Raw genomic sequence first — 16,616 nt, 5'->3', positions numbered from 1 at the left:
GGGTCTGGGGCGGAGCCCCAGGAGCTCGGGCGCAGCCCGGGTCCCCTGGGTCAGGGCGGAGCCCTGGGGACGGTGGAAGGGCGGGTAGGGGACTTCGCCCGCGCAGCGGCGAAGCCCGGCCGCGAGCCCCCGCGGCGCCCCCCCGCGTGCCACCCCCGGCGGGCCGAGCCCCGGAACCCCGCGCCCCCGGGCGAGACGGTCCGGCCGGGGGCTGCTCCCCGGGTCGGCCCCGGGCGATCCGGTGGGCCGGAGCGTGACGCCGGGTCGGCCCCCGGGCGATCCGGTGGGCCGGAGCGTGACGCCGGGTCAGCCCCCGGGCACCCCGGCGTGCCGCAGCGCGAACCACAGCTCCATCCGGGTGTCCGGGTCGTCCAGGTCGACCCCCAGCAGGCCGGCGGTCCGCGCGATCCGCTGCCGGACGGTGTTGCGGTGGACGCCGAGCGCCGCGGCCGTGCGGTCCCAGCTGCCGTGGTGGGCCAGCCAGGCGCGCAGGGTGTCCCGCAGGGCGGGGGAGAGGGGACCGAGCAGGGCCTCGGCGTGGGCGCGGGCCTCGGCCTCGCCGACCAGGCCCGCGAAGCCGGGGTCCGTGTGCCGGGCCAGCGGGGTCCGGGCCGCCTCGGCGCGCTCCAGGGCCCGCCCGGCCTGCGCGTCGGCGCCGGGCAGGCCCCCGGGCGAGGCCGGGGCGCTCACCCCCAGCCGCCAGCCGGGCTGCGGTGCGGGTTCCCGGTCGGTGAGCAGGCGTACGGGGTCCTCGCGCGGGTCCAGCAGTACGGTGCCCAGCGCGGCCGCCAGGGCCTGCGGATCACCGGCCCCCCGGGCGTGGACGGCGTACCAGGGCCCGGGACCCAGCGCCTCGCCCGGCTCCCCGCCGAGCAGCAGCCCGGTCAGGGCCGCCGCCTGTGCCCCGGCCGGGCGTCGGGCGGTGAGCAGGGTCAGCAGTACGGCCGCCACCGAGGCGACGGTGTGGTCCCCGGGGGCCCGCGAAGGCGTGGCCAGCGCGAGGGCCCGGCCGTCGCCGAGGGCGTGCACGGCGAGGCGGAGCTCCCCGTGCGCGGCGGTGGCGGTGGCCGCGCCACCCGGCCCCACGCGCGGCGCGAGCGTCGCGAGCGCGTCCAGCACCTCGGGCCCCGGCACCGGCCCGGCGAAAACCCCGACCCGGCCGGAGCCCCCGGGCGCCGACGCGGTGGGCGTCGGACCGGCCCCGGGTGTGGCGGCCGGTGTCGACCCGGCCGCGGCTTCGGGGGCGCCCGCGTCCTGGGCCGGGTCGGTCGGGAGCAGCCCCGCCCAGCCGCCCAGGGCCGCCGCGAGCCGGCGCAGGACCGCCGGGACCGGGTCCGGGCGGGCGGCCGCCGCCGCCAGGGACTGCTGGGCCTCGGTGACCCGGCGCAGCTCGGCCGTCCGGGCCTGCGCCATCAACCGCCAGACGCTGCGGCCGACCGCCGTGAAAGGGGTCCCGGGCGGCACCTCCACCAGGGGCAGCCCGTACCGGTCGCAGGCCTCGACGAGGGAGCGCGGCACGGTCTCGTGCACGGGGGTCACCCCGAACCCGACGGCCGCGGTTCCGGCCCGGACCAGCCGGGCGACGTACTCCCCGGCGTCCGTCCCGCCCGCCGTCCCGCCCGCCGTCCCGTCGACCGTCCCGGCGGTCGCGCCGTCCGCCGGGCCGCCGCCGGGTCCGGCCGCCAGGCCCCCGCCCGGCTCCGCCCCCACCAGGCCCGCGCCCGCCGTCAGCAGCAGCTCGCCGCCCAGCAGGTACGGCGTCGGGTCCGCCATCTCGGAGGCGTGGACTCCGTGCACCTCGGCCTCGGCGGGCCCGGCCAGATGGCGCAGTCCCAGCTCCTGGTCGGCCAGCAGCCGGCCGAGCGGGACCGGCGGAGTGGGAGGGGCTTCCATGGATACTCCGTACACATCAGGGGAGCTGGATGGATGAAACGTACACTTCGCGCCTTCCCGGTGTCCGTTTACGCTCGAAGGACCGCACCAGCAGGAACCCGCAGTACCTCCAGAAGGGCACCCCTCATGAGCACGCAGCCGCGCGGCCCCGTCGACTCCTCCCGCATCCCGCGCTACGCGGGCCCCGCGACCTTCGCCCGGCTGCCCCGCCTGGACGAGGTCGGCGGCAAGGCGGACGTGGCCGTCGTGGGCGTGCCCTTCGACTCCGGTGTCTCCTACCGCCCCGGCGCCCGCTTCGGCGGCAACGCCATCCGCGAGGCCTCGCGCCTGCTGCGCCCGTACAACCCGGCCCAGGACGCCTCCCCGTTCGCCCTCGCGCAGGTCGCCGACGCCGGCGACATCGCCGCGAACCCGTTCAACATCAACGAGGCCGTCGACACGATCGAGGCCGCGGCCGACGAGCTGATCGGCAACGGCTCCCGCCTGATGACCCTCGGCGGCGACCACACCATCGCGCTCCCCCTCCTCCGCTCGGTCGCCAAGAAGCACGGCCCGGTGGCCCTGCTCCACTTCGACGCCCACCTGGACACCTGGGACACGTACTTCGGTGCCGAGTACACGCACGGCACGCCGTTCCGCCGCGCCGTGGAGGAGGGCATCCTCGACACCGAGGCGCTGTCCCACGTCGGCACGCGCGGCCCGCTGTACGGCAAGCAGGACCTGGACGACGACGCCAAGATGGGCTTCGGCATCGTCACCTCGGCCGACGTCTACCGGCGCGGCGCCGACGAGGTCGCGGACCAGCTGCGCCAGCGCATCGGCGACCGTCCGCTGTACATCTCGATCGACATCGACGTCCTGGACCCGGCGCACGCGCCCGGCACCGGCACGCCGGAGGCGGGCGGCATGACCTCCCGCGAGCTCCTGGAGATCATCCGGGGCCTGTCCTCCTGCAACCTCGTTTCCGCCGACGTGGTCGAGGTCGCCCCGGCGTACGATCACGCCGAGATCACCTCGGTCGCGGCCTCGCACACCGCGTACGAGCTCACCACGATCATGAGCCGCCAGATCGCCGCCTCCCGACAGGGCTGAGAGGCCTCGTCGCGGCGGCGAAGGCGCAGCAAGAAGGGCACGTAAGCGCGTGACGCACGACCACGACCTGGTACTCCGCCCCACCGAAGCCCAGAAGGCGGCAGCGCTCGCGCCGCCGCCGGGCCGTACGGGCGGGGACCTGGTCGTGGAGACGATGCGCTCGCTCGGCGCGACCACCGTCTTCGGGCTGCCGGGCCAGCACGCGCTCGGCCTCTTCGACGCCGTCGGCCGCTCCGACCTGCGCCTCATCGGGCTGCGTACGGAGAACAACGCGGGCTTCGCCGCCGACGCGTACGGCCGGATGACCGGCGAGGCCGTCCCGCTGCTGCTGTCCACCGGCCCGGGCGCGCTGATGGCGCTCCCGGCGCTGGCGGAGGCCGCCGCGGCCTCGGCCCCCGTCCTGGCGATCTCCTCGCAGGTCCCGACCCCGGGCCTGGGCGGCGGCCGGCGCGGGCACCTGCACGAACTGCGGGACCAGTCGGCCTCGTTCCGGGACGTGGTCAAGTCCGTCCACGTCGCCCGTACGCCCTCGCAGATCCCGTCCGTGATCGCCGAGGCCTGGGAGTCGGCGCTGACGGCCCCGCACGGTCCGGTGTGGGTGGAGATCCCGGAGGACGTGCTGCGCGCGGAAACGATCGTCCCCCAGGTCACGGGCACGGACGCGACCCCGCACGAGCTGGCCCCGCGCCCGGAGCTCACGGCGCTGGCCGCGCACTGGCTGGAGAACGCCGAACGCCCGGTGATCATCGCGGGCGGCGGGGTCATCCGCTCGGACGCGGCGGGCAAGCTGAAGCAGCTGGCGGAGCGGCTGAACGCGCCGGTGGTCACCACCTTCGGCGGCAAGGGAGCGTTCCCCTGGAACCACCCGCTCTCCCTCCAGTCCTGGCTGGAGGACCGCCACATGACGGACTTCCTGGAGGACGCGGACGTCCTGCTGGTCGTCGGCTCGGGCCTCGGGGAACTCTCCTCGAACTACCACACGTTCTTCCCGGAGGGCCGGGTCGTCCAGATCGAGGCGGACCTCGGGAAGCTGGAGTCCAACCACGCGGGCCTGGGCATCCACGCGGACGCCCGCCTCGCCCTGCAAGCGCTCCTCGAAACGGTCGCGGAGCGCGAGGACCCCTCGGCCCCGGAGCGGGTCCGCCTGCTGCTCGCGGACATCGCGGCCCGCCTCGCCACCCAGGACGTGGCCCTGGAGCAGCAGCTCCTGACCTCGATCCGGGCAGCCCTCCCGGCACGCTCCCCGTCCTTCTGGGACATGACGATCCTGTCCTACTGGGCCTGGTCGGCCTTCGACCCCAAGCACCCCAACACCATGCACTCGGCGCAAGGCGCGGGCGGCCTCGGCTACGCCTTCCCGGCGGCCCTCGGCGCGTGCGTGGCTGAACCGGGCACCCCGGTCCTCGCGGTCTCCGGCGACGGCGGCGCGATGTACTCGATCGCGGACCTGGCCACGGCGAAGCAGCACGACCTCGACGTCACCTGGCTGATCGTGGACGACGGCGGCTACGGCATCCTGCGCGAGTACGGCTGCGAGACGGGCACGTCCCTGACCCGCCCCGACTTCGCGGCCCTGGCCGAGTCCTTCGGCATCCCGGCGACCACGACCACCCCGGAAACCCTCCGCGAGGACCTGAAGAAGTCCCTGGCGGAACCGGGCCCCGCGGTCCTGGTCCTCCCGACCACCCTCAAGATGTTCGCCCCGACGCACATGTGAGGGCTCGTGGAGGGCTTCAACCGAAGATCATCGCTACGTCCTTCTCGGCGCACAGCCGTAGGACGACGGCGAGTCGGCGGGCGTCCTCGACGTGTTGGTGGAGGGGTGCGTCGTCGTTGCCGTCCCGGACCCACTCCCCGGTGATCGCCTCCAGCCGGGGGAGCATCGCTGCGCAGTCGGCGGGCGGGATGTCGTCGCCGCAGACGTCGGGATGGTCGAGGAGCGGTTCCAGCACGGTCGATACCTCGGTCCACGGCCGATCGCCGCCGAAGCCCCACATCCCGTCGAGCTCGAACCCCTCGGAACGGGCCAGGCGCCGCCTGAACGCGCCGAAGCGAACGCAGGACCAGCTCGCGTCCGGACTGTTGGTGTCCCCGTCGTCCGGGTAGAGAATCAGCCCCACGTGCCCCGCCCCCTCCTGGATGCCGAGCGCACAGGATCGCCGGGAGGGGGCGGCCAGGGCAACCGGGATCAGCCGTCCCCGGCCGCCACCTCGGCCCAGACGGCCTTCCCGATCCCGTTCCGCCGGGGGCACTGCCCCCAGCGGGCGGCGAGCGCGGCCACGATGGCGAGCCCGCGCCCCCACTCGTCCCACTCCGCGGCGGCGTGGGGAGCGAGGGTGACGGCCGGCCCCGCGTCGGTCACCTCCACGCGCAGCACCCCGCCGTACCGCGCGAGCCGGACCCCGATGTCCCGGCCGTGGGGTGCGCGAGCGTGCCGTACGGCGTTGGTGACCAGCTCGGAGAGCAGCAGCTCCGCCGTCTCGGCGGGTTCCGGGCCGACTCCCCACTCGGCTAGTTGTTCGCGTAGCCGTGCGCGGGCCCGGCTGGGGGCGCGGGGGCCGCGGGGCACGATCCAGAAGTTCTCGTCGGCGCAGGGCGATGTCATGAGCCTCACCTATCTAGATACCTGTGGATAGTGAATCGGCCTGCGAGGTGACGGTCAAGGGGTATCTAGATATGTCCGATGCTGGCGCGTGTTGCACGGGCAGACGGCATCTGCCGTTCCGATGCGCCCCTAGGCTGTCGGGAGATGATCGGGGAGGACCGCATGCCGAGTGACGGTGCCGTACGGCAGCCCAAGTACCTGCGCATCGCCGCCGCGTTGAAGGACGCCATCGCCTCCGGCGAGTACGGGCCCGGCGACCGGCTGCCGGGTGAGAGCGACCTCATGGCCACGTACGGCGTCGCCCGGATGACCGCCCGGCAGGCGCTCGGCGTCCTGCAGGGCGAAGGGCTGGCCGAGGCGCGCAAGGGCGCCGGGGTCTTCGTGCGCGAGTTCCGGGTCGGTATCCGGCGGCGCGGCATCCAGCGGCTGGCCGTCGAGGTGTGGGGTGCCGGAGGGTCCATCTGGGCCGCAGAGGGCAAGGGACGTGACCCCGAGGTCGAGCTCATCGGGGTCACTGAGGAGCCGTCCCCCGAGGCCGTCGCCGGCGTGCTCGGGCTCCCTGAAGGCTCGTCGGTCTGCGTCCGGCGCCGTAGGTTCCTGCTCGACGGGAAGCCCGTCATGCTCGCGACCTCGTACCTCGACGCCGCGCTCGTGGCGGGTACGCCCATCACCGAGCCGGACACCGGGCCCGGCGGGATCTACGCCCGACTCGCCGAGCTCGGCCGGGGCCCGGCGCGCTTCCGGGAGGAGGTCCGCTCGCGAATGCCCAACGCGGAGGAGACCGCGAGCCTGGGGCTGGCCGCCGGGACGCCCGTCGTCCTGGTCGTACGTACGGCCTACGCCGGCGACCGGAGCGTCGTCGAGGTCAACGAAATGGTCCTCGACGCCTCCGCCTATGTCCTGGAGTACGAGTTCGACGCCCCGTAGGAGGCGCACGTGGAAAGCGACGACGAGGTCACGGCCGAGGCCGAGCAGCGGCTCCAGAGGCTGCGGGCCCTGGACGGGCTCGTGGCGATGGGCGAGCGCGGCGACTTCGACCTCCTGCTGGACAAGGCCGCCTACCGCCGCTGAGTTCGATGCGCCCTGGTGCCCGTCTCCACGGATGGTCCAGGCCGCCTCGCTCAGCAGCGGGTAAACCTGTTCGATTGTTGCGGCGGGATGAAATCCGCCGGTCGGAGCGTTGGGGCTTCCGGCAGGACAGGACGAACGGGGAGGCCTCACGTGGCGGCGGCAGAGACAGCGGCTGGGGAAAAACAGGGGTGGGGCAGGCGGCTGGCCGCCTACACCTGGCGCTACAAGGTCAACGTGCTGCTCGCGCTCGGCTCCTCGCTCGGCGGCATGGCCGTCATGGCGGTCGTGCCGCTCGTCACCAAGGTGATCATCGACGACGTCATCGGTGACAAGAGCAAGCCCATGGGGCCCTGGGCCGGGATGCTCATAGGCGCGGCCGTGCTCGTGTACGTGCTCACCTACATACGCCGGTACTACGGCGGCCGCCTCGCCCTCGACGTGCAGCACGACCTGCGCACCGACATGTACGACACCATCTCCCGGCTGGACGGCCGCCGGCAGGACGAGCTGTCCACCGGGCAGGTCGTCGGGCGGGCCACGAGCGACCTGCAGCTGATCCAAGGGCTGCTCTTCATGCTGCCCATGACCATCGGGAACTTCCTGCTCTTCGGGATATCCCTCGGGATCATGCTGTGGCTCTCCCCGCTGCTGACCCTGGTCGCGCTGCTCATGGCCCCCGCCCTCTGGTTCATAGCCAAGCGCAGCCGCAAGAAGCTCTTCCCCGCCACCTGGTACGCCCAGAGCCAGGCCGCCGCCGTGGCCACCGTCGTCGACGGGGCCGTCACCGGCGTCCGCGTCGTCAAGGGCTTCGGCCAGGAGGAGCAGGAGACCGGCAAGCTCCGCGACGCGGGCCGCCGGCTCTTCGCGGGGCGGATGCGCGGCATCCGGCTGAACTCCCGCTACACCCCCGCCCTGCAGGCCGTACCCGCCCTCGGGCAGGTCGCCATGCTGGCCCTCGGCGGGTGGATGGCCACCAAGGGGCAGGTGACCCTCGGTACCTTCGTCGCCTTCTCGACCTACCTCGCCCAGCTCGTCGGGCCGGTCCGCATGCTCGCCATGGTGCTCACCGTCGCCCAGCAGGCCCGCGCCGGCGTGGAGCGGGTCGTCGAGCTCATCGACACCGAGCCCCTGATCACGGAGGGGACCACCGAGCTTCCCGCCGACGCGCCCGCCACCGTCGCGTTCGAGGACGTCCGGTTCGGGTACGACCCCGAGCGGCCGGTCCTCGACGGATTCTCGCTCCGCATCGACGAGGGCGAGACCGTCGCCCTCGTGGGCTCCTCCGGCAGCGGCAAGTCCACGGTCTCGCTGCTCCTGCCCCGCTTCTACGACGCCGACCACGGCACGGTCCGCGTCGGCGGCCACGACGTGCGCGAGCTGACCTACGACTCGCTGCGCGGCGCGATCGGCCTGGTGCCCGAGGACTCGTTCCTCTTCTCCGACACCATCCGCTCCAACATCGCCTACGGGCACCCCGGCGCCACCGACGCCCAGGTCGAGGCGGCCGCCCGCGCCGCCCAGGCCGAAGGGTTCATCCTGGCCCTCCCCGCCGGCTACGACACCAAGGTCGGCGAGCAGGGCCTGACCCTCTCCGGCGGCCAGCGCCAGCGCATCGCGCTCGCCCGCGCCATCCTCACCGACCCCCGCCTGCTGCTCCTCGACGACGCCACCTCCGCCGTCGACGCCCGCGTCGAGCACGAGATCCACGAGGCGCTGCGCACCGTCATGGCGGGCCGCACCACCCTGCTCATCGCGCACCGCCGCTCCACGCTCGCGCTCGCCGACCGGATCGCCGTACTGGACCGCGGGCGGCTCTCCGACATCGGTACGCACGAGGAGCTGGAGCGCCGCTCCGCCCTGTACCGGCGGCTGCTGACCGACCCGGACGCGCTCGGCGCCGCCTCCCCGCAGACCCCCGACGCCCCGCCGATGGAGGAGTTCGAGCGGGACATCGAGCGGGACATCGAGCTCGAGGCGGAGATCGACTCCGAGCCCGTCAACGCCAAGCGCCGCGTGGCCGGCGGGATCACCCCGGAGCTGTGGCGCCGCCAGGAGGAGGCGGACGAGAAGAACACCGCCCCCGCCGGCATGCCCGCCACCCCCGAGCTGCTCGCGCAGGTGGCCGCGCTGCCGCCCGCCCACGACACCCCCGACGTGGACGAGACCCGTGCCGCGTCCGCCGAGGACAGCTACAACCTGCGCCGCCTGCTCCGCGGGTTCTGGGCGCCGCTCGCGATATCCCTCGGCCTGGTCGCCGCCGACGCGGGGTCCGGGCTGCTCCTGCCGATCCTGATCCGGCACGGCATCGACAAGGGCGTGGAAGCGGCCGCCCTCGGCGCCGTCTGGGTGGCCGCCGGCCTCGCGCTGGCCGTCGTCGTCGCCCAGTGGGCCGCGCAGTTCGCCGAGACCCGGATGACCGGACGCACCGGCGAGCGCGTGCTCTACGCGCTGCGCGTCAAGATCTTCGCCCAGCTCCAGCGCCTCGGCCTCGACTTCTACGAGCGCGAGCTCACCGGCAAGATCATGACCCGGATGACCACGGACGTGGACGCCCTGTCCAGCTTCCTGCAGACCGGGCTCGTCACCGCCGTCGTCTCCGTCTTCACCTTCCTCGGCATCCTGGTCGCCCTGCTCGTCCTCGACGTGGAGCTGGCGCTGATCGTCTTCGCCACCCTCCCCGTGCTGGTGCTCGGCACGATCGTCTTCCGCCGCAAGTCGGTCGCCGCGTACGAGCTCGCCCGCGACCGGGTCGGCCTGGTCAACGCCGACCTCCAGGAGTCGGTGGCCGGGCTGCGCATCGTCCAGGCCTTCCGCCGGCAGCACTCCGGGGCCGCCCGCTTCGCCGAGCGCAGCGACTCCTACCGCGAGGCCCGGGTCCGCGGCCAGTGGCTGATATCGGTCTACTTCCCGTTCGTGCAGCTGCTGTCCTCCGGAGCCGCGGCCGCCGTGCTGATCGTCGGCGCGGGCCGGGTGGAGGCCGCCACGCTCACCACCGGCGCGCTGGTCGCGTACCTGCTCTACATCGACCTGTTCTTCGCCCCGGTCCAGCAGCTCTCCCAGGTCTTCGACGGCTACCAGCAGGCCACCGTCTCCCTCGGCCGGATCCAGGGCCTGCTGCGCGAGCCGACCAGCACCCCCCGCGCCGCCGCACCCCGGGAGGTCCCGGAGCTGCGCGGCGAGATCGCCTTCGAGGGGGTCCACTTCTCCTACGGCACCGCCGAGGAGCGCGGCGAGAAGGAACAGGCACTGGCCGGAATCAGCCTGCGCATCCCCGCCGGGCAGACCGTCGCCTTCGTCGGCGAGACCGGGGCGGGCAAGTCCACGCTGGTCAAGATGGTGGCCCGGTTCTACGATCCGACGTCCGGCCGGGTCACCGCCGACGGGGTGGACCTGCGCGAGCTGGACCTGACGGGCTACCGGCACCGGCTGGGGGTCGTCCCCCAGGAGCCGTACCTCTTCCCGGGCACGGTCCGCGACGCCATCGCCTACGGGCGCCCTGAGGCGAGCGACGCGGAGGTGGAGGCCGCCGCGCACGCGGTCGGCGCCCACGACATGATCGCCACCCTCGACGGCGGCTACCTGCACACCGTCACCGAACGCGGCCGCAACCTCTCGGCCGGCCAGCGCCAGCTGATCGCGCTGGCCCGCGCCGAGCTCGTCGACCCCGACGTACTGCTGCTCGACGAGGCCACCGCCGCCCTCGACCTGGCCACCGAGGCCCTGGTCAACCAGGCCACCGACCGGCTCGCGGGCAAGCGCACCACCCTGGTCGTGGCGCACCGCCTGACGACCGCCGCGCGCGCCGACCGGGTCGTGGTCATGGACCGCGGCCGGGTGGCGGAGGACGGCACCCACGCCGAACTGCTGGCCCGGGGCGGCCGCTACGCGCGGCTGTGGCGGACCTTCGTCGGCGAGGACGAGCACGCGGCGGCCTGACGACGCGGGCCCCGAGCGCCGCCCGCGGGGGCGGCACTCGGGGCCCGGTCCGGCCGGCCGTGCTCAGAGCTCGCCGAAGAGCAGGTTCCCGGGGGCGTCCTCGTCGTCCCCGGTGTAGTACTCGCGTACGGCGTCGAGGAGTTCGTCCACGGACAGGAACCCGTCGTGGTTCTTGTCGATGCGGGCGAAGAGCGCGTCCGCGTCCTCGCGGCCGAGCTTCGTGTCGAAGGCCAGCTGGGCCTTGTGGAACTCCTCGGGGCTGACCCGCCCGTCGCCGTCGGTGTCGACGACCAGGAGCATCGCCCGGACCATCGGCCGGAACGACTTGTCGTACGCCGCGCCGCCGCCCGAGTACAGGCGCGTCATGCCCTGCTTGTACTCCTCGGGCGTGACCTTGCCGTCCCGGTCGATGTCCAGCTCGGTGAAGAGCTCCTGCCAGAAGTCGACGAGCCCGCCCATCACTTCGGTCGCCTTGGGCGAGGTGGCCGGCTCGCCGAGCGCGGACAGCAGGCGGGAGCCGAGCCCGATGATGTCGTGCTCGTCGATCACCTGGTCCGCGTTGACGTCCAGGTGCGTGAAGGCGCGGTCCAGCTTGCGGTCGAGCAGGTCGTTCGTCATTTCAGTTGCCTTTCACGGCTACGGTGCGGGGTCTCGCGTTCACCTAGCGTAATCTCCTCCTTGATCGTGAACTCCCGTTATCCCGCTAGGAAGTTGTGGATGCACTCTTACGAGGTATGGGTCAACGGCGTCGCGGAGCCCGGCACCCGTTGGGTCTACTGGCCCCGGGTGGGTCAACTCCTGCGCGAGCCCTTCGAGGTGCTCGGCCTCAAGGCCCGGCTGGAACGGGGCGAGGACCTCCCGTACGACGACCGGCTGCTCGCCGGCCGCGTCGCCATGTCCACCCCCGAGCAGGGGCTCCGCGCCCTGGCAGGTGCCCGCGCCGCCCAGCCGGAGTGGGCGAGGATCCCGCTCGCCGGCCGGCTGGAGCTGCTGCACGCGGTACGCCGGGCCGTGGCCGAGCGGCGGGACGAGCTGACCGACCTGCTGATCGCCGAGGGCCACCCCCGGCGGCTGGCCGCCTGGGAGCTGGACTCGGTGGCCGCCTCGTTCCACCCGGACTCCGTCGCCGACTTCGCCGCGCGGCTGCGCGAGCCCGAGCGGACCTCGGCGGGCCGCTCGGTCCGCATGGTGCGCAAGCCGGACGGGGTGGTGTGCCTGAGCCCGCCGCGCAACGCCCCGACCTCCAACTCCTTCTACGGGGCACTGGTGCTCGCCGCGGGCAACAGCCTGGTCGTCAACGCGCCGCCCACCGCCCCGCTGGGCGTCGGCTTCGTCTACCGGGAGATCGTGGCCCCGGCCCTGGAGCGCCTCGGCGCCCCGCCCGGCACCCTGAGCGTGCTCTCCACGCACGCCCGCGCCGTGGTGCGCCAGTGGCTGGACAGCCCCGACTGCGACGACCTCGTCTTCTTCGGCGGCTCCGAGCAGGGCCTCAAGCTGGAGCGGGAGTGCGTGGCCGCGGGGAAGAAGCCCGTACTCGAACTGTCCGGCAACGACGGGGTCCTGGTGTGGCACGACGCCGAGACCGAGCTCGCCGCGCGGGCCCTGTGCGAGCGGTACTACGGCTCGGGTCAGATCTGCATGACCCCCAAGTTCGCGATCGTCCACCCGGAGGTGGCCGAGCGCCTGCTGAAGGATCTGGTGGAGCGGGTGCGGGAGATCCGGCCCGGGCCGCCGGAGGATCCGGACACGGTGCTGAGCCCGGTGGTCAAGCGGGCGGAGTTCGGCGAGTTCCTCGACGAGGTGCTGGCGGCCGGCGGGGAGCTCCTGTGCGGCGGCGAGTTCGTGGACGTGGACGACGTACCGGATGCGGCAGGGCCGTTCATCCGCCCGGCGGTCGTCCGGGTGGAGGGGCTGGAGGCGGCCGGCCGGCTGCGCGCCTTCCGCGAGGAGACCTTCTTCCCGCTGCTGTGCGTGGTCGTGCCCGAGGCGCCGGCCCGGCTGGAGGAGGCCATCGGCTTCCTCAACGCCAACCGCTACGGACTGCGCAACTCCCTGTGGTCGCGGGACGAGGAGGTCGTGGAGCGGTTCTGCGGGGAGGTGGTCAACGGCGGCATGCTGAAGGTCAACGACTCGCACATCGGCTGCCTGCCGGTGGTCCCGTACAACGGCGGCACGGGCGCGACGGGCGGGATCTTCGGCGAGGCCAACCATCCCGCCGTGCGCACCACCCGCCTCCAGTCGATCGCCGTGGCCACCCTGGTCCGGCCCCGGGAGTCGGTCTTCGACCACGCGGCGGGCGTCGAATGAGTGCGGAGGGCTGAATTCCTTGTCCGCCGCAACCTTTCGAGGGAGCCGGGCGTCGTACGTGCGTACGCACGTTGTACGTACGACCGATGGGGGACAGGGTGTTGAAGGCGCGGACGGGGCGCGGCCGCTTGGTCGCCCGCCTCGGTGTGGTCACGGCGACGCTGTGGACGGTCGCCGGCGCGCTGCTCGTGGCGCAGCCGGCGCACGCGGCGACCGGCGGGTGCGCGGGGCGGCTGGAGGTGACGCTGCCGTTCTCGACGGGCGAGGTGCGGGTGTACAAGACCCGCGACCAGGCCTGTGCGGTGGCGGTCGCCCGTGACCCCGGGCGGCGCCGCCCGATGGCGGTGAGCATCCAGCCGCGCGGTGGATATCCGGTCCGCGATTCGGGGCAATTCACCCGCTATGCCGGACCCGTCACCGTCCACGCGATCAACCGCTGTGTGTATGTAAAGGGGAGCGTGGGGACCGGATCCGTCGATTCCGGCTGGATACTGTGCTGACGGACCGGCCCAACTAGGTCTGTTCAGGCGTGCGCTGCCCCCGCTAGGTTCACGGCGACCGAAGTGAACTCAAGGGGAGGGTGAATGCGCAAGAAGCTCGGATGGCTGCTGTCGCTCGTGGTGCTCATCGGCACCATGGGGGCGGCCGGCGCCACGGCACAAGCGGCCACCGCCGCGGAGCCTGCCGCCGCCACGGATGCCACCGCCACCACGGACATCAAGGACCAGATCCTCGCTGTCCCGGGGATGAGCCTGATCGAGGAGAAGCCGTACGCCGGCTACCGCTTCTTCGTACTGAACTACGAGCAGCCGGTCGACCACCGCGCGCCGTGGAAGGGCACCTTCAAGCAGCGCCTGACCCTGCTGCACAAGGACGTCTCCCGGCCCACGGTGTTCTTCACCTCCGGCTACAACGTCAACACCAACCCGCGCCGCAGCGAGCCGACGACCATAATCGACGGCAACCAGGTGTCCTTGGAGTATCGATTCTTCACTCCCTCGCGGCCCGACCCGGCCAACTGGTCGAAGCTCGACATCTGGCAGGCCGCCAGTGACCAGCACCGGATCTTCACCGCGCTGAAGAAGATCTACAAGAAGAACTGGCTCGCCACGGGCGGCAGCAAGGGCGGCATGACCGCCACCTACTTCGAGCGCTTCTACCCGCGCGACATGGACGGCGTCGTCGCGTACGTCGCCCCCAACGACGTGGTGAACAAGGAGGACTCGGCCTACGACCGGTTCTTCGAGAACGTCGGCACCAAGGAGTGCCGGGACAAGCTGAACGGGGTGCAGCGCGAGGCGCTCGTGCGCCGCGAGCCGCTGGAGGCCAAGTACGCGGCCGCCGCCGCCGAGAACGGCTGGACCTTCACCACCGTCGGCAACCTCGACAAGGCGTACGAGGCCGTCGTCCTCGACTACGTGTGGGCCTTCTGGCAGTACAGCCTGCTCGCCGACTGCGCCACCGTCCCGGCCGCCGCCACCGCGACGGACCAGGAGATCTGGGACACGGTCGATGCGATCTCCGGCTTCTCGGCCTACGCCGACCAGGGCCTGCAGACGTACACGCCGTACTACTACCAGGCGGGCACGCAGCTCGGTTCGCCCGACATCAAGCAGCCCCACCTGGGCAACCTGAGCCGCTACGGCTACCAGCCGCCGCGCAACTTCGTCCCCCGCGACATCCCCATGACCTTCCAGCCGTGGGCCATGCGGGACGTGGACACCTGGGTCAAGCACAACGCGAACCAGATGCTCTTCGTCTACGGGCAGAACGACCCGTGGGGTGCCGAGCCCTTCCACCTCGGCCACGGGGCGCGCGACAGCTACGTCATGATCGCGCCGGGCGCCAACCACGGTGCCAACGTCGCCAAGCTCCAGGAGAGCGAGAAGGCGCTGGCCACCTCGAAGATCCTGCAGTGGGCCGGGGTGGCTCCGGCCGCCGCGCTCGCGGGCCCGGCGAACGCCGCACCGCTGGCGCAGCCGGACGCGCAGCTCGACAAGGTGGAGCTGGAGCGCGAGGCGATGCTGCGGCCGTAGCACCGCACCACGCCCGAGGGGCCACGGGAGGCGTACGCGGGCCGGCAGCGCCGGCTAGTACGTCAGCCCGTGGCCCAGCGGGTAGCGGCCCGGCACCGGCACCGGCAGGCGCCCGGTGGGCCGCAGGGCCCCGGTGATCACCCGGGCCGCGGCCCGCAGCTCCACGTCCGTCCAGGTGTACGTCGCCAGTTCGGCCGCGCACCGCGGCAGCCTGGCCGGGTCGTACGGGTTGCGGATCGCCACGAGGACCACCGGAACCCCGGTGGCCAGCAGCTCCGTGACCAGGTCCCGCTGCGGGCTCGCCCCCTCCGGGACGTTGTACGTGCACACGAGCACGGCCGCGTTCCCGGGAGCGGCGGCCGCCGCGCGGGCGGGCGGCAGGGCCGTGGCCCGGCAGCCCAGCGCGGACAGCTCCCGGGCCAGTACCGTCGTAGGGGGGCCCGTGGTGCCCGTGGGGGAGACCGGGTCGGTCCCCGTGACCAGGAGCTTCGGCCGGTCCGCCGGGTCCAGCGGCAGCAGGTTCCGCGGGTTGGCCAGCAGGGTCGTGGTCCGGCCCGCGATCTCGTCGGCGGCGGCCAGGTGCGCCGGGGTGCCGACGGCCGCGTCCACCGCGTCGCCCGGGGCGGAGGTCTGCGCCGGGTCCTGGTCGAACAGCCCCCGGCGGTCCTTGAGTTCCAGGATGCGCAGCACCGACTCCTCGATCCGGGCCCGCGTCAGCTCGCCCGCCTCCACGGCCGCCAGCACGCTGCGATGGGCGAGCCCGAGGTCCGGCGGGTTGAGCAGCTGGTCGCAGCCCGCCTTTAGGGCCAGCACCGGGACCCGGTCGTCCCCGTACTTCTGGCGGACCCCGGCCATGTCGAGGGCGTCGGTGACCACCACCCCGCGGAAGCCCAGGCGTTCGCGCAGGATCCCGGTGACGATGGGCCGCGAGAGGGTCGCCGGGTCCCCCGAGGGGTCGAGCGCGGGGAAGACGATGTGCGCCGTCATCACCACGTCCACGCCGGCCTCCACGGCCGCGCGGAACGGCGGCTCGTCCAGCTCCTCCCACTGCGCGCGGGTGTGCTTCATCAGCGGCAGCCCGACGTGGCTGTCGGTACCGGTGTCCCCGTGGCCCGGGAAGTGCTTCACGGTGGCGGCCACGCCCGCGCCCTGGTAGCCGCGGACCTGGGCGGCGACCAGGGCCGCCACGGCCTGCGGGTCGGAGCCGAAGGACCGTACGCCGATGACCGGGTTGGCCGGGTCCACGTTCACGTCGGCCACCGGCGCGTAGTCGTGCCGGATGCCCATCGCGGCCAGCTCGGTGCCCGCGAGGCGCGCGGCCCGGCGGGCCTCGGCGCTCGCCGCGCCGCCGTCGGGGGCCATGGCCCCCAGCGCCATCGCGCCCGGGAGCAGGGTCGCGGGCTTGCCCACGCGGGCCACGGCGCCGTGCTCCTGGTCGATGGAGAGCAGCAGCGGGACGCCAGCCCCGGAGTCGGCGGCGGCCTTCTGGAGCCCGGCCGACAGCGCGGCGATCTGGTGCGGGTCACGGGTGTTGTGCGCCCAGCCGAAGTAGACGATCCCGCCGAGGTGGTAGCGGGAGACCAGCTCGGCGGGGGTGCGCACCCCGAAGAGCTCCTGATTGCGCCGGGCGTCCTCCGGGTCGGGATCGGTCGCCGAATGCCCGTACGCCCGGGACA

Annotated in this window: 13 protein-coding genes; 8 read left to right on the top strand and 5 right to left on the bottom strand. The window is 73.5% G+C overall.

What is annotated here, in order from left to right; translation table 11 throughout:
* Positions 1 to 306: 306 nt before the first annotated feature.
* Positions 307 to 1,893 carry a helix-turn-helix domain-containing protein gene (locus tag ACWGDE_RS24125; protein WP_453391089.1) on the bottom strand — a complete coding sequence of 529 codons (1,587 nt, stop codon included), beginning with the start codon at positions 1,891 to 1,893 and terminating at the stop codon, positions 307 to 309.
* 126 nt (positions 1,894 to 2,019) lie between these two features.
* On the opposite strand from ACWGDE_RS24125, the gene speB reads away from it, so the two are divergent.
* Positions 2,020 to 2,985: an agmatinase gene (gene speB, locus ACWGDE_RS24120; protein ID WP_453391088.1), complete on the top strand. Its 966-nt coding sequence runs from the start codon at positions 2,020 to 2,022 to the stop codon at positions 2,983 to 2,985.
* A gap of 49 nt (positions 2,986 to 3,034) precedes the next feature.
* A complete protein-coding gene (locus ACWGDE_RS24115; RefSeq protein ID WP_453391087.1) occupies positions 3,035 to 4,702 on the top strand; it encodes a thiamine pyrophosphate-binding protein in 1,668 nt (555 codons plus the stop codon).
* A gap of 16 nt (positions 4,703 to 4,718) precedes the next feature.
* On the opposite strand, the gene ACWGDE_RS24110 is transcribed toward ACWGDE_RS24115, so the two are convergent.
* Together ACWGDE_RS24110 and ACWGDE_RS24105 are read right to left on the bottom strand one after the other, a co-directional pair.
* A complete protein-coding gene (locus ACWGDE_RS24110; protein WP_453391086.1) occupies positions 4,719 to 5,105 on the bottom strand; it encodes a hypothetical protein in 387 nt (128 codons plus the stop codon).
* 68 nt (positions 5,106 to 5,173) lie between these two features.
* Complete coding sequence (locus tag ACWGDE_RS24105) at positions 5,174 to 5,590, bottom strand: ATP-binding protein (protein WP_453391085.1); 417 nt, start codon at positions 5,588 to 5,590, stop codon at positions 5,174 to 5,176.
* A 162-nt stretch (positions 5,591 to 5,752) separates the two neighbouring features.
* On the opposite strand from ACWGDE_RS24105, the gene ACWGDE_RS24100 reads away from it, so the two are divergent.
* The 3 genes from ACWGDE_RS24100 (at position 5,753) to ACWGDE_RS24090 (ending at position 10,597) form a co-directional block, all read left to right on the top strand.
* The gene (locus tag ACWGDE_RS24100) at positions 5,753 to 6,517 is read left to right on the top strand and encodes a GntR family transcriptional regulator (RefSeq protein WP_453391084.1); all 765 of its coding nucleotides are present in this window, start codon (positions 5,753 to 5,755) and stop codon (positions 6,515 to 6,517) included.
* 9 nt (positions 6,518 to 6,526) lie between these two features.
* Positions 6,527 to 6,661 carry a hypothetical protein gene (locus ACWGDE_RS24095; RefSeq protein WP_453391083.1) on the top strand — a complete coding sequence of 45 codons (135 nt, stop codon included), beginning with the start codon at positions 6,527 to 6,529 and terminating at the stop codon, positions 6,659 to 6,661.
* Between the two features lie 150 nt (positions 6,662 to 6,811).
* Positions 6,812 to 10,597: an ABC transporter ATP-binding protein gene (locus ACWGDE_RS24090; RefSeq protein WP_453391082.1), complete on the top strand. Its 3,786-nt coding sequence runs from the start codon at positions 6,812 to 6,814 to the stop codon at positions 10,595 to 10,597.
* Positions 10,598 to 10,660: 63 nt separating this feature from the next.
* Here ACWGDE_RS24090 and ACWGDE_RS24085 read toward each other — a convergent pair whose 3' ends face one another.
* Entirely contained in the window at positions 10,661 to 11,215 is a 555-nt protein-coding gene (locus ACWGDE_RS24085; RefSeq protein ID WP_453391081.1) for an EF-hand domain-containing protein, read from the bottom strand.
* A gap of 99 nt (positions 11,216 to 11,314) precedes the next feature.
* Here ACWGDE_RS24085 and ACWGDE_RS24080 point away from each other — a divergent pair, with 99 nt between their 5' ends.
* From ACWGDE_RS24080 to ACWGDE_RS24070, 3 genes are all read left to right on the top strand, one after another.
* On the top strand, positions 11,315 to 12,904 hold the full coding sequence (locus ACWGDE_RS24080) for an aldehyde dehydrogenase family protein (RefSeq protein ID WP_453391080.1): 1,590 nt from the start codon (positions 11,315 to 11,317) through the stop codon (positions 12,902 to 12,904).
* Between the two features lie 86 nt (positions 12,905 to 12,990).
* A complete protein-coding gene (locus ACWGDE_RS24075) occupies positions 12,991 to 13,404 on the top strand; it encodes a hypothetical protein (RefSeq protein WP_453391079.1) in 414 nt (137 codons plus the stop codon).
* Positions 13,405 to 13,488: 84 nt separating this feature from the next.
* The gene (locus ACWGDE_RS24070) at positions 13,489 to 14,940 is read left to right on the top strand and encodes a S28 family serine protease (protein ID WP_453391078.1); all 1,452 of its coding nucleotides are present in this window, start codon (positions 13,489 to 13,491) and stop codon (positions 14,938 to 14,940) included.
* Between the two features lie 54 nt (positions 14,941 to 14,994).
* On the opposite strand, the gene ACWGDE_RS24065 is transcribed toward ACWGDE_RS24070, so the two are convergent.
* The coding region (locus ACWGDE_RS24065; protein WP_453391077.1) for a glycoside hydrolase family 3 protein at positions 14,995 to 16,616 on the bottom strand (1,622 nt) is incomplete at its 5' end.

This window comes from Streptomyces sp. NPDC054956, assembly GCF_053609185.1.
The sequence above is the reverse complement of the archived record's forward strand: the minus strand, read 5'-3'. Positions and strand labels throughout refer to the sequence as shown.

Bases quoted from the DNA above. Each gene is read 5' to 3' on its own strand.
- ACWGDE_RS24125 (WP_453391089.1), bottom strand. From the start codon at position 1,893: ATGGAAGCCCCTCCCACTCCGCCGGTCCCGCTCGGCCGGCTGCTGGCC.
- speB (WP_453391088.1), top strand. From the start codon at position 2,020: ATGAGCACGCAGCCGCGCGGCCCCGTCGACTCCTCCCGCATCCCGCGC.
- ACWGDE_RS24105 (WP_453391085.1), bottom strand. From the start codon at position 5,590: ATGACATCGCCCTGCGCCGACGAGAACTTCTGGATCGTGCCCCGCGGC.
- ACWGDE_RS24100 (WP_453391084.1), top strand. From the start codon at position 5,753: ATGCCGAGTGACGGTGCCGTACGGCAGCCCAAGTACCTGCGCATCGCC.
- ACWGDE_RS24085 (WP_453391081.1), bottom strand. From the start codon at position 11,215: ATGACGAACGACCTGCTCGACCGCAAGCTGGACCGCGCCTTCACGCAC.
- ACWGDE_RS24080 (WP_453391080.1), top strand. From the start codon at position 11,315: ATGCACTCTTACGAGGTATGGGTCAACGGCGTCGCGGAGCCCGGCACC.
- ACWGDE_RS24075 (WP_453391079.1), top strand. From the start codon at position 12,991: ATGGGGGACAGGGTGTTGAAGGCGCGGACGGGGCGCGGCCGCTTGGTC.
- ACWGDE_RS24070 (WP_453391078.1), top strand. From the start codon at position 13,489: ATGCGCAAGAAGCTCGGATGGCTGCTGTCGCTCGTGGTGCTCATCGGC.